Annotated in this window: 2 protein-coding genes; both read right to left on the bottom strand. The window is 44.5% G+C overall.

All coding sequences use genetic code 11. The features are described from left to right. Nucleotides 1-228, bottom strand: a 228-nt coding sequence (locus tag HMPREF9098_RS11970; protein WP_003783818.1) for a hypothetical protein, incomplete at its 3' end; no start/stop codon positions are given. Between the two features lie 118 nt (nucleotides 229-346). Beyond that, on the bottom strand, nucleotides 347-962 hold a 616-nt coding region (locus tag HMPREF9098_RS08265; RefSeq protein ID WP_003783821.1), incomplete at its 5' end, for a hypothetical protein.

The following is a 962-nucleotide window of genomic DNA, read 5'->3' as shown; positions in this document are numbered from 1 at the left end:
ACCGATGCTTAACAGTAAATACCATAACGGGTGGGTATAGACTTGTACGCGTTCGCCGATATTCCATACGGGGCCGTGTCCGGCCAGCAGGTTATCGACGGCGCGGAAGGTGATGAAGGCGTCTTCCGCCACCCAGGCGGTGTTGATGAAGGAAATGCTTAGGGCAAACAATATGAGGGGGAATATATATTTCGGTGATAATTTCGCCTTCTGTTGCTGGGTATCCATCAAACCATCCTATATCTGTTGAAATGTGTGCTTGTTCCATAAAAACCGCATATAGCCTATCAATTAAGTTAATTAATGATAACTTAACTCCATTTTAGAAGCAGATGATTATAGTTATTTATGGCTTGATCTTATCAACTAAAATAACACTGGCAGTACCCGTCGCTCCCATACAAGTATGCATAGAGGAAAGATTAATTTCATCTGCCGGATGAAAATCCGCGCCAACATCATTACGGTCAAAATATTGCGCCAGATTTTTATAATGCCCGCTGTTCAGCCGCCATATCGCCGCCCAGCGTTCCGCCGACCAAAGATCGCCGCGTGTGGCCAATTCCACATCCGCATATAAGGCTTTCAAGGTGGGATTGGCCAAACGGTTCTGTCCGGTGCGTTTGCTTTCCACAAACCCTTCAGGGAAGGCGCGCTCGTAATGGCCTACCCTGGCACCATTTTTAGCCGGCAGACGCGATAAAAACGGCTCTGATAATGCCAATGGGTCAACCACATATAATTCATGCGGTAGTCCCCACACATACTGTCCAATAAAACAAATAAATAAAACGCCACTACTTGCATCAATCGTTGCTTTCCGATTTTCAATCCTATATTTTAAAGGTGGATAAATACCCTGATATTTAGTCAATACGGGAATCAAACCAAACATTTGATAATAGAACCCACGCTCATCTGCAATGCCGGCTTCGCTTATATTATCCGTGTTATTGTATTCA

This window comes from Kingella denitrificans ATCC 33394, from assembly GCF_000190695.1.
Taxonomy (GTDB): domain Bacteria; phylum Pseudomonadota; class Gammaproteobacteria; order Burkholderiales; family Neisseriaceae; genus Kingella_A; species Kingella_A denitrificans.
This window is presented reverse-complemented; position numbering and strand designations above follow the sequence as displayed.